This is a genomic window from Salibacterium halotolerans (genome assembly GCF_900115625.1).
Taxonomy (GTDB): domain Bacteria; phylum Bacillota; class Bacilli; order Bacillales; family Marinococcaceae; genus Salibacterium; species Salibacterium halotolerans.
Window position 1 is genome coordinate 1 of record NZ_FOXD01000051.1, and the last position, 1,264, is coordinate 1,264.

Annotated in this window: 2 protein-coding genes; both read right to left on the minus strand. The window is 45.6% G+C overall.

What is annotated here, in order from left to right:
* Window positions 1-95: 95 nt before the first annotated feature.
* Window positions 96-422, minus strand: a complete 327-nt coding sequence (locus BM124_RS18405) for a four-helix bundle copper-binding protein (RefSeq protein WP_093339998.1) — start codon at window positions 420-422, stop codon at window positions 96-98.
* Window positions 423-728: 306 nt separating this feature from the next.
* Window positions 729-944, minus strand: a complete 216-nt coding sequence (locus tag BM124_RS18410; RefSeq protein WP_139217175.1) for a hypothetical protein — start codon at window positions 942-944, stop codon at window positions 729-731.
* Between the last annotated feature and the right edge of the window lie 320 nt (window positions 945-1,264).

A 1,264-nucleotide genomic window follows, 5' to 3' on the forward strand; every position in this document is an offset into this window, starting at 1 on the left:
AATTTGCGTTTTTCGCTATTAATTCTCGGGATTTTCATCTCGATTCTCTCATTTTCTCTATTGATTCTCTGGATAATGGAATCAGTCTTGGACGATCAGGATGCCATGTCCCGGCATACATTGGCGCAGTGCTGGCATATTTTCGCACAGTGTTGGCAGTGGTCATGTTCGTGCTTGGCGCATTCGTCGCCGCACGCCTGGCAGATGATCGCGCAGACGCCGCAGATTTCCTTGGCAAACCGGCTGTTTCTCTGCATCGCCTGCGCAGCAAATCCGCATATTTCCGCGCATTCACGATCCAGCCGAATGCACTCGGCCATCATGTTCACGTCCTGCTCCTGCAGACACGCGCTGTAACAGTTGTTGCACGCTTCCATACACTCCAGACAAACCTGGATACATTCCTCATATGTCATCATCATTCGGGTCTCCTTTGGGGTTTAGGGTGCTGTGTATTGGGATGCCCAAAGGAATCTGGATTTATGTATCGTTTCCCGCGTTTCTTTATTGATTCTCGCGGTATCAGCTGATTTCTGTAGTGATTCCCGGGATTTCTCGATCGATTCCAATTTTTCGCTATCGATTCTCAAGCGGATTGGCTTTTTCCCTATTGATTCTCCCGATTTATAAGCTGATTCTCTGGATTTAAATATCGATTCGCCTGTACCATGATCGGATCCCTGATTTGAATATGAAAAAAGCTGCCGGCATGACCGGCAGCTTCAGCATTATTCTTGGCTTTCTTTTATCCGGTGGACGGTTTCCGTATCCAAACCGGTTAGCCTGACGATTGTTTCTATATCGAAATCTTCTTCCACCATCGATGCAGCGACAGCCTGTTTATTCTCGTGCTTTCCCTTTTCCATACCTTCTTTTTCTGCATCCTGGACGCGGAGTTCGTATTCTTTGTCTTTGTCTTTGGCACCGTCGTCCATTATCTGCATCCATCGTCTTTCGTATGCAATTCTTTCTTCAACGCTGGCTTTGTCCCATTCTTCATAGACTTCTTTTAGTGATTTTCTGCTCAGTGCAGCCTCCCCCTTTCAAGATTAATTTTGTGCTTGGAACCTTTTGAAAACATTGTAACAATAATTGTTCGAATTTAGTGAAATAATTACTGCCAGCGGCTGCTTTCGGTTAATTCAGCGTGAAATGGAATCGATCGCTTCCGGTCAAAGAGGTACGATGTTTGTTTATCGATTCTACGCGGCATTCAATCGATTCTCCCTTTTATCTATCGATTCTCCGGCCTCTTGCTGTTTTC

Excerpts from the sequence above, each read along its gene's own strand:
- BM124_RS18405 (WP_093339998.1), bottom strand. The coding sequence starts at position 422 with ATGATGATGACATATGAGGAATGTATCCAGGTTTGTCTGGAGTGTATG.
- BM124_RS18410 (WP_139217175.1), bottom strand. The coding sequence starts at position 944 with ATGCAGATAATGGACGACGGTGCCAAAGACAAAGACAAAGAATACGAA.